A 15,968-nucleotide genomic window follows, 5' to 3' on the forward strand; every position below is an offset into this window, starting at 1 on the left:
TTCGTCGGATGGCGCGGGATGCGGGTGCTGCGAGGGTCAGTCGCGGGTGAGGCGTGGGTGCCGGATCAGCGGGGTGAGGGCCACGGCCGCGAGCGCGGCGAGGGTTCCGCCGAGGTAGAGCGCGAAGTAGTTCTTGCCGTCGGTCGCCGGTCCGATCGGGTCCGTGCCGAGGCCCAGGAGGAGTGGGGCGAGCAGGGGGGCGATGGACTGCGGCAGGGATTTGGCGATGTTGAACACGCCGAGCCAGCGGGCGGCGTCGGTGCTGGTGGGCATGACGCGCAGGACCAGGGCCATGTCGACGGCGTAGAAGGCGCCGAGACCGATGGCGGCGACAGTGGTGGCCAGGTAGATCGGCCACACGGACGCGGACAGCATCTTGATGGTCATGGCGGCGGCCATCAGCAGACCGGAGGTGACGACGAAGGCGCGGTAGGCGCCGGTGCGGGAGGCCAGTTTCCCGAACACCGCAGCGGCGACGACGTTGCCGACGACGGAGAGCATGCCGGTGGTCGCGACGAGGGCGGCGGCCTCGGCCGTCGACATCTCCAGGCGGGACATCAGGTAGTAGAGGCCGAACGTGCCGATCAGGGCGTTGGCGCCCTGGAGCAGGAAGCGCTGCAGCCATACCGCGGTGAAGGCCGGGGAGGTGCGCGGGTCGAACAGCAGGCTGGTGAAGACCGAGCGCAGGCTCACCGGGGTCCGCTCCCTGGCGGGGACGGCCTTCTCGCCGCGCAGCAGGGTCCACGAAACGGCGGCGCCCGCGGCACCGGCGATGCCGGGGACCAGCAGCAGGGCCGTGGTGTTGTCGGGTATGAGGCCGACGAGGAGAAAGGCGGGGAAGACCGAGGCGAACTGGGCGGCTCCGAACAGTCCGGACACGGTGGCCTGTTGTGCGGCCGGCACCCGGTCGGCGATCACGGCCGCGAGAGCGGCGAGCGCCGCGTTGTACGCGGCCTGGGAGAGGACCCAGCCCAGCACCAGCTGGGCGGGTGAGGACGCCGTGGCCATCACCACGGCGGCCGGCAGCCCGGCGGCGAGACCGCCGAGAATCCACGGCCTGCGTCTGCCGAAGCGCCCGGCGGTGCGGTCCGACAGATGACCGAAGACCGGATTGAGGACGAACGCGGCGATGGCCCCGGCCGCCATGACGGAGCTCAGCACGCTCTCCTTGTCGTCCGGCGCGATCTCGTTGACCTTCAGGCCGAGAGAGGCGACCAGCGGCATGGCGAACCCGATCCCGATCAGGAGCTCGGTGAAGACCAGCCCGGCGATGACCCGACGCGGAGCCGGGGCCTCGTCCCCGGGAAGACGGTCGGCGGGTGGCGGCTGGGGGACGGGGGTCTTGCGCAGCATGTCGGTCATGAGTGGGGTTCTCCTGCGGGGTGGGAGGGCGACGAGGAGGCGGAGAAGACGGGCTGAGGAGCCGCGGTGGCAGAGAGGGCAGGCCGACGAGCCGCAGCGGCGGTCGCGGGCAGGGCGGTCGCGGCGGCGGCCTCGGCGACGGCCTTGGCGCGGAAGCCGTCGATGGCGGCCGCCTCGACCCCGCAGCCCAGCAGGAACCCCTCGGCGCTGCCGTGACGGGCCCGCATGGTCTTGAGGAAGACCTCGATCGCCTCCCGTGGGGCTTGGAGCAGCGGCGCGGGAACGGCCGGCCGTCCCGCCACCCCGTCCCCCTCGTCGCCTACCGCGCCGTCGTTCAGGGCGATGCGGTGCCGGGTGGCGAGAGCGGCGAGGATCTCCGGGAGCGCGGTGGCCGTACGGACATAGTCGTCGGCGATCTTGTCGTCGGACACTCCCGCGAGTTCCAGTAGCAGTGCCACCAGGAGACCGGTGCGGTCCTTCCCCGCGGCGCAGTGCAGGAGTGCCGCGCCCGGTCCGGCGGCGGCCCGGACCGCGTCGGCCACGGCCGTGGGGGCGGACGCGGCGAGGTCGGCGTAGAACCGGCCCAGATCGGCGGAGGTCCGCAGGGAAGCAATACCCGGCCCGGCGATGGCGTCCGTGTCGTCCGGAACGATGGGCGCCCGGACGACGGTGATGCCCGCCTCTTCGGCGGCTGCCCAGTCGTCGTCGCCGCGCTCGTCGGGACTGCGCAGGTCCACGATGACGCGGATGCCGCGGGTGTACAGCTCTCTGACGGTTGCGGCGTCCGCGACGGGGTCGGGCTGGGCTGAGCGGAACAGGATTCCCGGGCGGATACGCTCACCGCGGGGGTCGGCGGAAGCCGGGTCGCGGAAGTTCAGCAGGGGCATAGGAGCCTTCCTGAGTCGGGAACTACACAAGCAGGACATCTAGATGTCTACATGTCCCTGGTGGGGTTCTGTCTCGAACTCAGTGGTCGCTCTGCTGAACCTTGGATGAACGGGCGGTCCCCGGGGCCCCTTCGTACGCGATCGCGCAGGTCGCCTGCCCCTTCGACTCGTAGGATCCAGGGGTGTCGAACCGCAGAAGAACCGCCCCGATCTATCTGCAGCTCGCCCGGAGGATCCAGGACCGGATCGACTCCGGCGACCTGCCGTCCGGCTCCCGGCTGCCCAGCGAGCCGGAACTGTGCGAGGAGTTCGACGTCAACCGGCTGACGATCCGCCAGGCCATCGCCGAACTCGAACGCGCCGCCTCCGTCGAGATCCGCAGGGGGGTGGGCACGTTCGTCCGCTCCCCCATCGCGCGCGTCTCGATCGCGGTCGACCCGCGAAGCCAGCGCTTCGACCTGGGCAGCCTCACCGCTGCCATCCCCCACGGGGCGACCGAGGCCGGTGACGTCGAGGACGGCGCCGAGCGGATCACCGCCGTCGTCCCCTCGCCCCGCACCCCGGCCGACACCGGGGCCGCGGGCCATCTGCGGTGCGATCCCGCCGAACTCTCACGCCTGGAGAGCATCATCTTCATCGGCCCCGAGCCGTGGGGCGTCAACAGCTACTGGCTGAAGTCCTCGCTCCTGCCCGAGGAACTGTCCGCCCCCCGGCGAGTGGACAACGTCGTCCGTGTCCTGTCCCGGAGCGCCGACATCGTCCTGGAGTACGACTGGCGGGCCTTCAGCGCCATCGGGGCCGACATCGGCGACGCCGACCTCCTCGGTGTCCCGGCGGGCGCCCCGCTCCTCGTCCGCGAAGGCGTGAGCTGCAGCCCCGACGGAGAGCCCGTGCTGTTCGTGCGACGCCGCATCAATGGCGAACGCGCCCGCTTCGTCCTCAACTTCCGCCCGGACGGCGACAGCTGACGGACAGAGCGGTCGGCGGTCGGTTCCTCAGGCGCGGACCGGCGCGCCCTCGGCGAGCTCCGGACCGAGCCGGAGGTCACCCCGGGAGGTGATCCGGAATTTGCGGTCGGCCTACCAGGCAGGGCCCGGACCTTGACGGGGCGCCGGATCCGCGAAAGCCTTCCTCGCCCACATCCGTGACATGCGGAAACGAGGAATCCGCACCTTCTCCTCGGTCGGATACGCCATGGACGCTTCCCATCCCGCCTGTTCTCCGTCAACGCCGCCTGGTTCGAACTCAGCCTCGCGGCCCTCGGCCTTCTGGCCTGGACCCGCGTCCGGCTGCCGCCCTCCGATCCGGCCAAAGGGAGGACCTGGCTGCCCAGGCCCGGCTGGCCCCGGGTCGACTGTGGCCCGGAGCGCCTAAGGGCTGTCCCGTAGTCCCTGGTGGATCAGCGTGTGGCGTCGGACGCGGTGCATCGCAAGGCGGAGGGACGCCCGAATACTGGATGTATTCGGGCGTTCCGACAACGCGGCGAGGTGCCGTGGCCGTCGTCGCACGCCCACCAGGGATTACGGGACAGCCCTTAGGCTGTCACCAGTACGAAAGGGCGGTGCCATGGATGCTGACTCCCAGACCAGGGACGCGGTCGAGGAGCATTGGCGGGCCTCGGAACGCGGGGACACCGAAGCCGAGCACGCCATCTATGCCACGGACGCGATCCTGGACTACCCGCAGTCAGGCGAGCGGTTCCGAGGCCGAGCGGCGATCTCGGCGCAACGCGGCGGGCACCCGGCCGACCGGCACTTCGCCGTCCAGCGGATCACCGGCCATGCGAATCTGTGGGTGAGCGAATGCGTCATCACCTACGACGGTGCGCCTTCGCACTCGGTGAGCATCATGGAATTCGCCGACCAGCACGTGGTGCACGAGACGCAGTACTTCTCCGACCCCTTCGACGCGCCGGCTCGGCGGGCCGCGCTCGCGGAGCCGATGCCGGGCCGGACCATCGCCGGAGCCTGATCCTTGGGCTTGCTCGGGTCAGCCGGGTGACGCTCCTCTCACATTGTTGAAGTTCCAGGAACTCCTCTTGCGAGGGCTTCCAACGCCTCCAGCAGATGAGCGCGCAGGCGAGGGGTGAGGAAGGCTTCATGGATGTCGTCGCGGATCTCCCAGCGGATCCGCAGGCGACGGAACCAGTGCAGGCGGGCGAACGTACGCTCCACGACCCAGTGTTGAGTTTCCTGATGGCCGGGTGCGTGACCTGCGGTCGGGGCATCCGTCGGGGCCCGGCTACGGCTCGTACCGGTCACCGGAGCGGTAGAGCGAAGCCCAGCTGCGGGTCACGCAGCGCGTCGGTGGGGCTTGAGAAGCTCGTGGGTGTGTGGCAACTGGTCGTTCTGCTACGAGGAATACGGCACCGTGGGCATGAGGGCGGGCACTCTTTCCACCCTTTCCCAGGGTACGGAGACCATCGGTGAGTTGCGGGGCGCAGACGGCACGAACCGCTTTGCGCACTGGCGACACGGGCATCGCACGGAACAAGTCGAACCCGGGGCCTCGTCGACCGAGCGGTGCCACATCAGGCAACGTTCGCCTCGGTCTCGCCGGTGGGACGCGGCACGTAGTCTCGCGGGGGGCACCTAGAACGCCGGAACCGTCGCCATGCACATGGCCATGGCATATCGGGCGGCACTCCACCTCGCTGCCATCCTCGTCCGGGCTCGTAGATGACCATGGCCGGAGCGACGGCGGCGCTGGACTTCCGAGCAGGAAAATCCGGTGGCCCCGGCATGAAGGCACGCATAGCATCCGCGCATGACCGAAGACACCGCGATGCGCGAGGGCATCGAGCACGACGCAGAGGTTGAAAGAGAACTTTCCTGGCGTGCCAAGTCCATCGGTCTCGCGGCAGTCGACATGGACGACGCCGAGCTCTTGCACAGTTGGCGATCCGACCCGGTCACCGCCTATGAAATCGGTGCCTGGCCGCGCTCCCTCACCGCGATGCGCGAGCGCATCGAGCGCGACAGTGCCGACGACGATCGCGACGACTTCCTCGTCCTGCTCCCTGACAGAACCCCTATCGGCCACACTGCGCTGAGCGGCCAGAACATCGTCAACGGCACAGCACAGGTCGAGCTGATGCTGGCCCCTCAGCATCGCGGACACGGCCACGGCACCGACGCCCTCGACGCTCTGGTGGACCTGGCGTTCGGCGAACTCCCCATGCATCGCCTCACGGCAGAGACCCACACCGACAACGCCCCCGCCCTCGCCGTCCTCGCCAGGTCAGGCTTCGTGCGCGAGGGCACCAGCCGCGCCGCATGTCTCCATCGCGGCCGCCGCCACGACCTCGCCGTGTTCTCACTGCTCCGCCCCGAATGGGAAACGCTGAACCGCCCTCGTGCCTGGGACGCCTGACCAGACGGAAAGCACCTGCCCAGTTCCCAGCCCAGTCCGGCGTGGCACCCCTCAGAACATCAAGGAGACAGGCTCTGGATCAGGAGTCGTCCGGCTCGGGATGCCAAGGTCGGCCCGAGAGCGGGCGGCCGTCCGTGGTCTCGGGCCTTTCGTCGCCCGCGGAGGCGGGCCATCGGCGGTCGCCCTCGTCGTGCCAGAGCGGCCGGTGGTCGACACGCAGGCCGAGGACCTCCGGTCGCGCGTAGTGGCCGCGCGAGTCGACCCAGACCTTGACGGTGTCGAGGTCGTCGAGGTTGATCGCGGCGGTGACGAGCCGCTCCTCGGGGCCGGTGTGGGGGCCTGCCAGATACTGGGTGAAGGGATGGATCACCGCCGACCAGCCGCCACCCGCGGTGATGTGCTCCTGCGGGCCGAGGGCGGACGCCATCCAGCGCAGACACGTCCGGTCGACCGGGTTGCCCGCGGAGACCACGAACACCTGGGCGGTGAGAGCGTGGGTCTTCATCATCGCGTCGATCTGTACGTCGGCGACGTTCTGGAAGCCGGCCATGGTGGACAGGCCGGGCCAGGCCGCCGCGTGGATCTCCTGGCCCTGGGCGATCAGGGCCTGCCGGGCCAGGTTCATGGTGTGCTCCCAGCAGGCCAGTCCGCCGATCCGGCCAAGCGCGCTGTCGAACACCCGGAGCGTGGCGCCGCCGCCCTGGGCCCACACGATCCGTTCGGCGTAAGTGGGCTGGAGCTTGCGGTGCACTCCGAGCAGGGCACCGTCGGGGTCGATGAAGACCTGGCTGTTGAAGCAGGTGCGGGTACCTACAAGGCGTTCGCTGACGCCGAGGACCGCCCCGGCGCCGGCCCGTCGGCAGGCCGACTGGACCCGGGCGATCTGAGGCCCCGGCACCTCGACGGACGCCCCGGCGTAGGCGGCGTTGACGGCCTGCTGGTCCAGCGGGGCGTACGCCTCGATCCAGTACGGGTAGCCGGGCACGAAGGCCTCCGGAAACACCAGCAGGTCGACGCCTTCCCGGCCGGCCTGTTCGATGAGGGCGACGGCCTTGTCGACCGTCGCCTCGGTGTCCATGAACACTGGCGCGGCATGGACCGCCGCGACCGTTCGTCTCCCGGCGGCGGAAGAAGACATGGGATCCTCCTCAAGAGCGGCGCGACTGGCGGGCCTGATGGTGCGGGCTCGTCGGCGAACGGCGGATGAACAGCCGTGTCCGGGCCCGTCGCCCGGACACACCGGCCCCAATGTGCTGTTCGGAGGCACACCGGCCACGCGGACGCGGCCGGAACGGGGCCGGTCGCGCGCAGTGTGCCACGGTTCGCCGCCGCCCGTACGGAACTTCGCCGCAATCCCCTCCGACGCGAGTCTGCCCTGGCAGCACAGTACGCGTTGGGCCTTCCGGCTCCCTTGCCGTACCGCCAGGCTGGGTCGGTCCTTGCTCCAGCGGGCGGGGGCAGCTCTGAGTCGTCGTCCTCGCACAGACGTGCACTGGCCTCGGCGCTTCGAGCCGTGCGCTTCCTCGTCAGGCTGGGCTCGACCGTGGTGCCCTCGTCCGCGACTCTGAGATGGGAGCCCGGGTCCTGCCGCAGTCTGATCATGCCGCCAGGCCGCGTCCGGCAGCCCCGGGCCCGGGTACGTGGCGGCCCTGGGGACACCCTCCGGAGCGACCAACGTTCGCAACCGTGGTTTTGGTGCCCTCGCCGGCCACGGCCAAGCGGCGGTCGCCCTTCGGGTGACCGAGGATCGCAACTCGATGCAGTCGAACGCGGAGGATTCCTCGCGCTCGTGTGGCGGTCGCCCCTTCGTTTCTGTTCCTGAGGCTCCAACGCGTGTTCTGTCAAGTCAGGATTGGAACAGCTGGGGAGAACGACGCAGTGTTGGACCCGGCCGCTGGCCGATTGAGGGTTGGGGTGGTGGGTTGATCGGTCCGCAAGTCTTGATCGCTGGCGAGCGTGCTGCTTGGCTTGCCGGTATGACTGAGCTCGGACCCATTGCCTGGCCGCCTGCCCCGATCAGGACCGAGCGGCTCGTGCTCCGTGAGCCCGAGGCCCAGGACCGTGCGGCGTTCATCGAGCTGCTCGCCTCGCCAGAGGTGCACACCTACCTCGGAGGCCCCCGGCCGCGTGACGAGCTTGAGCGCGAGTTGCCCGCGGTGCCCGAGCGGTGGACGGGGAGCTTCGTCGTTGATCTCGACGGGGTGATGATCGGCCAGATCCTGCTCAGGAGAGCGCCGGAGCACCATCGCCCGGCTGCGGCGGGGAAGGCGGATCTCGGCTACCTGTTCCTGCCGCGGGCATGGGGATTCGGGTACGCCGCCGAGTCGTGCGCGGCGGCACTCGACTGGTTCGACGGCGTCCTTCCCGGCGAGCCGGTGGTGCTCGCCACCCAGACCGCCAACGTCGGCTCGATGCGCCTCGCGGCAAAGCTGGGGTTCACCGAGGTGGAGCGGTTCCGGGCCTGGGACGCTGAGCAGTGGCTCGGCATGCGGTCCCCGGTCACGGCGTGCGATTGAGCACGCGAAAGGCCACGCCCTGGCCGAGGTGGCGGTCGTCCTCCAGGGCGACCGAGGATCGCAATGGGGCGTAGCGCAGCAGTACGACATCGCCGATCGGGTGGCGGTCGCCCTTCGGGGCGGCAAGCGTCCCGCGCCATTGCTGCTCCTCGTCGCCAGCGTCCAAGAGGAGACTGAGCGCCGGCCCCAGAGCGAAGATGGTTGTCCGCGCGAGAAGAACACGCACCCAGTCGGCATGGGCCACGGTCACAGCGGCGGGCTGACCCAGGTGCTCGGCACGCAGTACGGCCTGGATCTTGGTGGCCTCGTCGGCGATGTTACGCCGGCGGGCGCGTTTGAGGACCACACTGATCTGCGTGATCGTCAGCTGCAACAGCTTGTCGAAAACAGTGCGGTCACCGATGCGCCGCCGGTGGCAGCCCAGCGGGCGGCGTTGTGGGGCAGGCCGCGGCCTCGTCCCACGCAGCGAGCGGAACCTGGACGTCCGGCGCGTCGAGCAGCGCGTCCGCGTCCGTGTCCCACTTCTCCAGGATCCCGGTATACGGGTGGGCCGGGTGCCCGCACCGGCCGGTCCGGGGAAACCGCGCGTCCAGAGCCTCCGCCGCGGCGGCGAGCGCGTCCACCACCGCCCGCTCGACGGGGGCGCCGCGGCGCCCGAGGACGTACGGTGCCATGTTCACCAGACCGAAGGTGAGCAGGACCGCCTGCTCACCGCCCGGTTCAGCGATGAGCAGGCGGGCGCACTCCAGGACGACGGGGTCCGCGTCCTCGGGGGCGGTGTCCGGCCCGACTCCGGCCCATTTCTCGATCAGTTCAGTCATGATCAAGAAAACGCCGCCCGCGCCCCCCGCGGTTCCGGTGAGCGCCGAGCTCCCTGAGTACGGCAACGGTCCTTGTGGGGGTCTGTCAAACGAGCGGTGTAACTCAGGTTGTTGGAGTTACTGACGGGCTGCGGAAAGCCTGCCGTCGAAGGTGATGTCGAAGGCGTTGAGGGCGGTCTTCCAGCGCATGGTCCAGCGGGCCTGGCCCTTGCCGGTGGGGTCGAGCGACATGATCGCCATGTAGACGCACTTCAGGGCGGTCTGCTCGTTGGGGAAGTGGCCGCGGGCCTCGACCGCTCGGCGAATCCTGGCGTTGACGGACTCGATCGCGTTGGTGGTGCAGACGATGCGGCGGATCTCGGTGTCGAAGCGGAGGAACAGGGTGAACTCCTCCCACGCGTTCTCCCGGAGCCGGACGATCGCCGGGTACTTCTTGCCCCAGGTGTCGGCGAACTCGGCGAACCGCTCGAGGGCGGCCTCCTCGGTCGCCGCGGTACAGACGGGCTTGAGGACCTTCGCGATCCTGTCCCAGTCCTGGCGGGCGGCATAGCGGAAGGAGTTCCGCAGCAGGTGGACCACGCAGGTCTGGACGGTCGTGCGGGGCCAGACGGCCCCGACCGCGTCGGGCAGGCCCTTGAGCCCGTCGCAGACCAGCATGAGAACGTCGTTCACGCCGCGGTTCTTGATCTCGGTGAGGATACGCATCCAGTGCTTGGCGCCCTCGCCGCCGTCGCCGGCCCACAGCCCGAGGATGCCCCGCCGCCCCTCGGCCGTGACCCGCGAGGGCGACATATAGGGGCCGGTTGGCGACCGCCCCGTCGCGGACCTTCACGTGGATGGCGTCGATGAAGACCACCGGGTAGACCATCGAGGGGCCGGTTCTGCCATTCGGCCATGCCCTCAAGGACCTTGTCGGTGACCGTGGAGATCGTCTGGCGGGACACGTCGGCGCCGTGGACCTCGGCCAGATGGGCCTGGACCTCGCCGGTGGTCAGGCCCTTCGCCGCAAGCGAGATCACCATCTCGTCCACGCCGGACAGACGCTTCTGCCGCTTCTCGACGATCCTCGGCTCGAAGGAACCCCCGCGGTCGCGGGGCACGGCTGTCTTCACCGGGCCGACATCGGTCAGTACGGTCTTGGCGCGGGTGCCGTTGCGTGAGTTGCCGCCGTTCTTCCCGGCGGGATCGTGCTTGTCATAGCCGAGGTGGTCGGTGATCTCGCCCTCGAGGGCCGATTCCAAAAGCCCGCTCGGTCAACTGCTGAAGCAGCCCGCCCTCCCCGGTCAGCTGCAAGCCCTCGGCCTGAGCCCGCCCACCAGCTCGTCAATCAGCCGGTCGTCCACAGATTTCGACGGCACCGCCTCAGACGGCTCGACAGTCTCGACCTCAGGCACGTTATTGCTGGTCATCGATGCATCTTCCATGATCGGGAGTTACACCGAACGTTTTACAGTCCCACGACACCACCTAACAAAGCCCTACTAGGGCCGTTCAGGTCTCTGGCCAGCGGGGGTGTGTGGGTTCGAGGCCGAGGAGGTCGAATAGGTGGAGCTGGATACCCCGGGTGATGGCGATGACGGGTGGGTCGGTGGCCCTGCCGACTCGTAGCCGGAGGTCGGAGAGGCGGTAGAGGATCATCCGGCCGGTGGGCCGCACTTTCTGGTTGCCGGGGTAAAGGCCCCGCATCTTCTGGTCGGCCCCGAGCGCCCGGCGGACCTGGCGTTCGATCAGGCAGAACAGCAGCGGGGCCAGGCAGATCACCGCCATACGGGAGTTAACCATCACGCCGCCTCCACATATACCGAGGTCCAGTGCAATGTCACATTACAAATGCATCCTGAGTGCATCAGTGATGCCTATGAACGACGCCTCTGAACAGGGAGAACTACCCTCATGTCTCGTATCGCTCTGCTCGCCACCGCGGCCGTGGGCCTGGCCTTATTCGGCGCGGCCCCGGCCACCGCCGCACACGCCCCCACCACCACTGCCGCCACCGTGACGTGCGGTCCGTCCGCCCTCCGGGTGGGCTTGTCGACCAAGGTGTGCGCCGAAGTCACCGGCAACAGCGTGCAGCTGTACGGCCAGATAAACCTGGCGGGCCCGCCCAGCCCGGGCTCCACGCTCCCGGTCAAGGACCTGACCATGACCCTCACCGGCAACGCCGTCGGCGGCACCTCCCTCGGCCACGTGGTGCAGCCGGTTCGTTTCCAAGCCGCGACCACCCAGGTCCGTGGCGTCGGCGGCACCGTTCCCTGCGGCTCGACCGTCCACGCCGAGTTCACCTCATCCGCCCTCGGCCATCCCTCCAGCCCGGTGACCCTGAACGTTCCGGTCACCTGCTGACGAATATCCGACACAATGAGCAGGCTCCGCGGCCGGAACCGGACGCGGAGCCTTCCTACGGCAGCGAGGGCGGTTACTTCGGGCAGCCCTTGAATTCCCCGTTCTCCCACGCTGTGCGGCAGATGGCCCGCCAAGGGGCGGCCCGAAGATGAGGTGACCCCGGCAAGGGGTTTCTCCCTGGCGGGCGGGTGGTCGACGGGCGTGGTCAAGGGGGCCCACGGCGCCAACTGCTTCCCTACGACACTCTCCGCAACGCCCGACCCGAGGAACCGCCGGCCTCTCACGCGGGCGCAGTGTCGACCCCGTGCTCCTGGTCGTGCTCGTCGCCGGTCCGGTGCCCAGCGGGCAGCGCCCTGATTCAGGGCCGGGTCAGGCCGTGGTCCCGGCCCGGCTCATGGTCGGGTCTGTGGTCGGACCGCCCCGGTCGCGACGCTGTGGATGGAGGCCGGCCCCGACCGGCTCAACCATCACCCGCCCCGGCCGCCGGGACGCTGGGAGCCCCCGATACTTGGCGGGTCGCCGTCTTCCGGAGGCAGACACCGTACGGGGGAATCGCTGGACCGTCTTCGACGGCGGTATGGCGTCGTTCTTCCTGGCAGTCCTGACCGGCGAGACCGACCCCGTTCAGCGAGTGGATCGAGGCGGCCGCCCAGCACGTGTTCACGAAGTGGCAGGAGGCCTAGGCACCGCCCACGCCCAGGCGCGCGCAGCACGACCATGCCCTCACACCAGGCGAAGGAGCCGTGCCGCCCGGAGGCTGGCGGCACGGCCGGTACTGGATCGCTCGCTTCAATGCCCGCAGCCGGACAGGGGGGGTGTCGAGGTACTTCCACGTCTGGGGTCCGATCTGCCCGTCGGGCTTGAGACCGCTGCAGCTCTGAACGGCACGTACGGCGACGTCGGCACTTTCTCCGAACTTGCCGTCGACGGTGTGGGGTCTGGGGCTGCTGTCGGCGGCACCGGGTCCGGTACGTCCGGTGCGGGAGCTGCTGGTGCGGGGGCTGTCGGCGGCACCGGGCCCTCGGGTCCTGCCGCGATTCCTGGCGTCGGCGGCGCGACGGCCGGTGGCTGCCGCCCGGGGGGCCGGGGCCGGGCGGGCGGCCGCCCGCCGTTCCGGGGCGGTGGGCTGCCGGAAGGACGGGCGGGTGGTGGTGCGGGCGGTCGCCGTGGGGCTCCTGGAAGGTGCGGTGGCGGGCCGGGGCGCGGTGTCAGGCGCGGGGGTCGACCAGGATCTTGACGGCTGTCTCGTTGTGGTGGATCAGGGTGTCGAAGCCCTGGGTGACGAGGTCGTCCAGGCCGATGGTCCCGGTGATGAACGGGGCCAGGTCCACGCGGCCCTCCCGTACGAGTTCGATGGTCTGCGGGTGGGAGTTGACGTACGCGATGGTGCCGCGCAGGTCGATCTCCTTGAGGACGAGTTTCTGCATGTCGATCGAGGCGGGCTTGCCCCAGATCGAGATGACGGTGATGACGCCGCCGGGCCGGACGGCGTCCATCAGGGTGTCGAGGACCGCGTTGACGGAGGTGGCCTCGTAGGCGACGTCCGCTCCCCTGCCGCCGGTGAGGCGGTGTACCTCTTCGGTGACGTCGGTGGTGGCGGGGTCGATGACGTGGTCGGCGACCCCGGTGTCCAGGGCCTTCTGCCGGCGCAGCGAGCTGAGTTCGGTGACCGCGACCTGGATGCCCATGGCCTTGAGCACCGCGCAGGTGAGCAGGCCGATGGGGCCGGCGCCGCCGACGAGGGCGAAGTCGCCGGCCTTCGCGCCCGAGCGCTGGAAGGCGTGGTATCCGACCGAGAGCGGTTCGATGAGTGCCGCCTGGTCAAGGGGGACGTCGCCGACCGGGTGGACCCAGCGGCGTTCGACGACGATCTTCTCCGCGAGTCCGCCGCCCCGGCCGCCGAGTCCGATGAAGTTCATGTCGGGCGAGAGGTGGTAGGTCGGGTTGTTCTCGCTGGTGTCGACGTCCGGGCGCAGGATGTAGGGCTCGACGACGACGCGGTCGCCCGGTTTCAGGTCGTCGACGCCTTCGCCGACCGCGTAAACGGTGCCGGACATCTCGTGGCCGAGTGTGACGGGTGCGGACTCGCCGGAGACCGGGTGCGGGTGGCCGGCCGACGGGACGAAGATGGGTCCGTCGAGGTACTCGTGCAGGTCGGTGCCGCAGATCCCGCAGTACGCGACGTCGATGCCCACGGTGCCCGGCCGTACGGCGGGCTCCGGGACGTCCTCGATGCGGATGTCACCTCGGTCGTAATAGCGTGCGGCCTTCACCTGGGATCGCTCCTTCGGCTGTGTGCTGCTCACACCCCCCGGGGCGTCCTCCCGCCGTGGAACGGGGTCCGCGCCTCGCGCGTCTCGTGTACGCCCTCGGCCAACGTTACGGTCCGGTCCGTCCGGGCGCGCGTCGTGGCGCGCCACCGTGCCCGCCGGGCTGCCCGTACGGGGCACGGGCGCGATCGGCGCCGAAGACGGTGCGACCCCGGCGTCCGACCGACGTTGTCGCGCTGGTCGGGCGGCCACCGGATGGCTGGCGCCGTGGAGGGCACGACATTCACTCGGGAGCGCCGGTTCTTCCCCCGCACCCGGATCCGCCGCGACCTCACCACCTCGCTCTACCGGATCCCGACCGCCGACAAGGTCCGGTGGGCGCCAGGCGTACGGAACTGCGCCTGAAGACGTCCTGGAGACCTTGGGTGAGCGGATCGGCAACAGGCAACAAGGCGGAGTCCGTGACCATCGGCTCGGACAGGACCGAGGCTCGGCACATGCAGCGCTGCGGGGCTGATGGGTTGCAGGCGGTCGATGGACGACGACACTCCCCTCGTAGCCGAACGCCGTCGAGGCCACTCCCCTTGTGACCTGCGTGCGAAGAAGAACGAGGCCGGGCTGTGCGTCACCCGGCCTACGCCTCCCAGGCCAACCCGATCGAGGCGCACTCCGGTCCGCTGCCGGGGGCCGGGTTCCTCCTACTCACCTCGGCGTTTCAGCGCGGCTCGGCCGCAGTGGCGACGGCAGATATGGTGCTGGGTGAAACCGGTCGGCCCGGCGCTGGCAGCCCTCGCCCGGCCACGCGAAGGCCCTCTGTGGCCGACGGTCGCGTGGTTCATAGCGGCGGTGGCGGGAGCACTGGCGCTGACGCGATTCGGTGAGGCGCCGACCGAGGATACGGGAGCTCAGCCGCTCCAACGCCAGTACAGTTCGGGCCGGGGCTGTGTGCCGCAGCCGGAGAGCTTCAGCTCGGGGTTCTGCCGGTCGCGGTCGTCCCAGCGGGTGGGGAGTTCGTGGTCGTCCTGGAAGAGGCAGCGATGGTCAATGTCCATGATCCGCCAGGCGCTACGTTTCCAGGTCGTGCTCTGCCACGGCTCACGGATCCACCGCTGGCTCCCGCGGCCTCCCTCGCACCGCTCAAGTCCGACAGCCGTTGAGTTCGCAGTCAGACAGGAGTCGCGGTCGAGCCGGGGCCTGATCGTCCCGTCCTTCCTCATGTCCCACTTCTGCGCGGCTGATCCGTCACAGCCGCGGATGTCGGCTGTACCTGAGATCGCCGGCCCGGTGGCGGCGTGGAGGCACTGTGACGGTTCCCTTCCGGTGAAGTACGTCGTCCGGCCGACGTCCCCGAGGATCTCCCCGGCGCGTGGGGGCCGGTGGTTCTGCTGGTACTGCCGGTGGATCCACAGGCTCCAGTCCTTCTGGAGCGGGCCTTTGTAGGCGGTGGCGTTCGCGCACGTCCCGGTGGCCCGGCACTTCCGGTTGGCGAGGTACCAGCGCGCCACCTCGTCCTTCTCGGCCGAGGCTCCGGGGTTGAGATTCGGTGTCAGCGGCGACATGGTGTAGCCGAGGTAGGCCGACACGGGAACCCCGAGCGCGTAGCCCACCCTGCGGAAGTACCGGGCGCCGACTCCGTGGTCGGCGTGGTCGACACCGCCGCCGAGCCCGAAGGCGAACGAGGCATTGTCATGATCCATCGTCAGGATGCGCCTTGCCCGGCTCAGCCGGACCAGCGCGGAGACCACCGCGAGCAGCCGGTCCTCCGTGTAGCTCGCGGTGCTCTGGAACGGCTGAATGCTCTTCTTGTCCTGGTCGAACAGCCTGAACAGACTGTTCGCCTCCTGGCCGCGCGGCAGTCCGTCGTGGAGGTCCAGGAACGTCAGCCGCACATCGGTGTTTCTGGCGGCGTCCGCTAGCCGGTAGGACCTGACCCGGACGCCGTCCGCCCGCACATCCGACCGTTCCCAGCGGTTGGCCGCCTCCGCCATCTCCGCGTAGGCCGCCCTCACCCCGTACTCCCTGCGGTCCACGTACTCGAGTGCCTTGACCCGGTTCTTCTTGCCGCCGTCACCGGCGGTCAGATACACCGTGTCTACCGGGCACCCGGCGCGGATGGTCTGTCTGATCTCCGGATTCAGAAAGAACAGGTCGTCATCAGGATGCGCCACGCCGACCAGGGTGCGACGGCACTGCACCGGGTCTTTCGCGTGCGCGGCCGGACGGGACGACCCGGCCGTCGTGCCCGTGCCAGGAAACGAATCGGGCATGGCCGAGCAGGCGGACCCCAGCAGGGCACAGACGATCAGCGCCGCCGCAGTCTCCGGTGTGCGGGAGGGCCGGCCCGGGTGACGCCTTCTCCAGCCCACCGAGGGCTCCTTTCGCCGCTGCCGATCCCCC

General features: G+C 69.8%; 15 protein-coding genes and 4 pseudogenes. 8 read left to right on the forward strand and 11 right to left on the reverse strand.

Annotation, left to right across the window (positions count from 1 at the left end; translation table 11 throughout):
- Positions 1–36: 36 nt before the first annotated feature.
- On the reverse strand, positions 37–1,362 hold the full coding sequence (locus GA0115234_RS28065; RefSeq protein WP_093547288.1) for an MFS transporter: 1,326 nt from the start codon (positions 1,360–1,362) through the stop codon (positions 37–39).
- On the reverse strand, positions 1,359–2,249 hold the full coding sequence (locus tag GA0115234_RS28070; protein WP_161275682.1) for a tyrosine-protein phosphatase: 891 nt from the start codon (positions 2,247–2,249) through the stop codon (positions 1,359–1,361). Before GA0115234_RS28070 ends, GA0115234_RS28065 begins: the two co-directional genes overlap by 4 nt.
- A gap of 182 nt (positions 2,250–2,431) precedes the next feature.
- Here GA0115234_RS28070 and GA0115234_RS28075 point away from each other — a divergent pair, with 182 nt between their 5' ends.
- Positions 2,432–3,217: a GntR family transcriptional regulator gene (locus tag GA0115234_RS28075; RefSeq protein ID WP_093547292.1), complete on the forward strand. Its 786-nt coding sequence runs from the start codon at positions 2,432–2,434 to the stop codon at positions 3,215–3,217.
- Between the two features lie 598 nt (positions 3,218–3,815).
- Positions 3,816–4,220, forward strand: a complete 405-nt coding sequence (locus GA0115234_RS28080; RefSeq protein WP_093547294.1) for a nuclear transport factor 2 family protein — start codon at positions 3,816–3,818, stop codon at positions 4,218–4,220.
- Between the two features lie 82 nt (positions 4,221–4,302).
- Here the strand turns inward: GA0115234_RS28080 and GA0115234_RS41545 are convergent.
- A pseudogene (locus GA0115234_RS41545) lies at positions 4,303–4,438 on the reverse strand (transposase); the annotation flags it as partial.
- A 139-nt stretch (positions 4,439–4,577) separates the two neighbouring features.
- On the opposite strand from GA0115234_RS41545, the gene GA0115234_RS44485 reads away from it, so the two are divergent.
- A complete protein-coding gene (locus tag GA0115234_RS44485; RefSeq protein WP_361711798.1) occupies positions 4,578–4,844 on the forward strand; it encodes a DUF6461 domain-containing protein in 267 nt (88 codons plus the stop codon).
- Between the two features lie 171 nt (positions 4,845–5,015).
- Positions 5,016–5,621 carry a GNAT family N-acetyltransferase gene (locus GA0115234_RS28090; RefSeq protein WP_093547298.1) on the forward strand — a complete coding sequence of 202 codons (606 nt, stop codon included), beginning with the start codon at positions 5,016–5,018 and terminating at the stop codon, positions 5,619–5,621.
- Positions 5,622–5,700: 79 nt separating this feature from the next.
- Here the strand turns inward: GA0115234_RS28090 and GA0115234_RS28095 are convergent, their stop codons facing one another.
- Positions 5,701–6,759, reverse strand: a complete 1,059-nt coding sequence (locus GA0115234_RS28095; protein ID WP_093547300.1) for a carbon-nitrogen hydrolase family protein — start codon at positions 6,757–6,759, stop codon at positions 5,701–5,703.
- 838 nt (positions 6,760–7,597) lie between these two features.
- Between GA0115234_RS28095 and GA0115234_RS28100 the strand changes: the two genes are divergently transcribed.
- Positions 7,598–8,137, forward strand: coding sequence for a GNAT family N-acetyltransferase (locus tag GA0115234_RS28100; protein ID WP_093547302.1), 540 nt, complete (start codon positions 7,598–7,600; stop codon positions 8,135–8,137).
- On the opposite strand, the gene GA0115234_RS28105 is transcribed toward GA0115234_RS28100, so the two are convergent.
- From GA0115234_RS28105 to GA0115234_RS28120, 4 genes and pseudogenes are all read right to left on the reverse strand, one after another.
- Positions 8,121–8,510 carry a hypothetical protein gene (locus GA0115234_RS28105; RefSeq protein WP_093547304.1) on the reverse strand — a complete coding sequence of 130 codons (390 nt, stop codon included), beginning with the start codon at positions 8,508–8,510 and terminating at the stop codon, positions 8,121–8,123. The two genes, GA0115234_RS28100 and GA0115234_RS28105, sit on opposite strands and share 17 nt — an antisense overlap.
- 22 nt (positions 8,511–8,532) lie before the next feature.
- Positions 8,533–8,958 carry a hypothetical protein gene (locus tag GA0115234_RS28110; protein WP_093547306.1) on the reverse strand — a complete coding sequence of 142 codons (426 nt, stop codon included), beginning with the start codon at positions 8,956–8,958 and terminating at the stop codon, positions 8,533–8,535.
- 117 nt (positions 8,959–9,075) lie between these two features.
- Positions 9,076–10,266, reverse strand: a pseudogene (locus GA0115234_RS28115) (IS256 family transposase); the annotation flags it as partial.
- 183 nt (positions 10,267–10,449) lie between these two features.
- Positions 10,450–10,740: a hypothetical protein gene (locus tag GA0115234_RS28120; protein WP_237541820.1), complete on the reverse strand. Its 291-nt coding sequence runs from the start codon at positions 10,738–10,740 to the stop codon at positions 10,450–10,452.
- A 111-nt stretch (positions 10,741–10,851) separates the two neighbouring features.
- Between GA0115234_RS28120 and GA0115234_RS28125 the strand changes: the two genes are divergently transcribed.
- Positions 10,852–11,301: a hypothetical protein gene (locus tag GA0115234_RS28125; RefSeq protein ID WP_093547308.1), complete on the forward strand. Its 450-nt coding sequence runs from the start codon at positions 10,852–10,854 to the stop codon at positions 11,299–11,301.
- Positions 11,302–11,980: 679 nt separating this feature from the next.
- Here GA0115234_RS28125 and GA0115234_RS28130 read toward each other — a convergent pair.
- Together GA0115234_RS28130 and GA0115234_RS28135 are read right to left on the reverse strand one after the other, a co-directional pair.
- Positions 11,981–12,223 (reverse strand): annotated as a pseudogene (locus GA0115234_RS28130) (peptidoglycan-binding protein); the annotation flags it as partial.
- A gap of 286 nt (positions 12,224–12,509) precedes the next feature.
- On the reverse strand, positions 12,510–13,574 hold the full coding sequence (locus GA0115234_RS28135; RefSeq protein ID WP_093547310.1) for a 2,3-butanediol dehydrogenase: 1,065 nt from the start codon (positions 13,572–13,574) through the stop codon (positions 12,510–12,512).
- Between the two features lie 264 nt (positions 13,575–13,838).
- On the opposite strand from GA0115234_RS28135, the gene GA0115234_RS42550 reads away from it, so the two are divergent.
- Both GA0115234_RS42550 and GA0115234_RS43820 read left to right on the forward strand, forming a co-directional pair.
- Complete coding sequence (locus GA0115234_RS42550; RefSeq protein ID WP_161275683.1) at positions 13,839–13,976, forward strand: hypothetical protein; 138 nt, start codon at positions 13,839–13,841, stop codon at positions 13,974–13,976.
- Positions 13,977–14,254: 278 nt separating this feature from the next.
- Positions 14,255–14,477 (forward strand): annotated as a pseudogene (locus GA0115234_RS43820) (hypothetical protein); the annotation flags it as partial.
- Here GA0115234_RS43820 and GA0115234_RS28140 read toward each other — a convergent pair.
- Positions 14,477–15,739, reverse strand: a complete 1,263-nt coding sequence (locus GA0115234_RS28140; RefSeq protein ID WP_256088836.1) for a ricin-type beta-trefoil lectin domain protein — start codon at positions 15,737–15,739, stop codon at positions 14,477–14,479. The pseudogene GA0115234_RS43820 and the gene GA0115234_RS28140 overlap by 1 nt on opposite strands.
- Positions 15,740–15,968 lie beyond the last annotated feature (229 nt).

The sequence above is a fragment of the Streptomyces sp. DvalAA-43 genome (assembly GCF_900091725.1).
Lineage (GTDB): Bacteria > Actinomycetota > Actinomycetes > Streptomycetales > Streptomycetaceae > Streptomyces > Streptomyces pulveraceus.